Origin of the sequence: Paraburkholderia sp. SIMBA_054, from assembly GCF_046534875.1 — a bacterium.
Taxonomy (GTDB): domain Bacteria; phylum Pseudomonadota; class Gammaproteobacteria; order Burkholderiales; family Burkholderiaceae; genus Paraburkholderia; species Paraburkholderia hospita.
Map to the genome: position 1 here is coordinate 1 of NZ_JAWRXV010001629.1, position 239 is coordinate 239.

Annotated in this window: 1 rRNA gene; it reads left to right on the forward strand. The window is 46.9% G+C overall.

Going from position 1 to position 239, the window contains the following annotated elements:
- A 23S ribosomal RNA gene (locus tag SB822_RS60590) occupies window positions 1–239 on the forward strand; the annotation flags it as partial.

The window sequence follows — 239 nt, forward strand, 5'->3', positions numbered from 1 at the left end:
GTTCTCCCCGAAATAGCTTTAGGGCTAGCCTTAAGTGTAAGAGTCTTGGAGGTAGAGCACTGATTGAACTAGGGGTCCTCATCGGATTACCGAATTCAGTCAAACTCCGAATGCCAATGACTTATCCTTAGGAGTCAGACTGCGAGTGATAAGATCCGTAGTCAAGAGGGAAACAGCCCAGATCGCCAGCTAAGGTCCCAAAGTGTGTATTAAGTGGAAAAGGATGTGGAGTTGCTTAG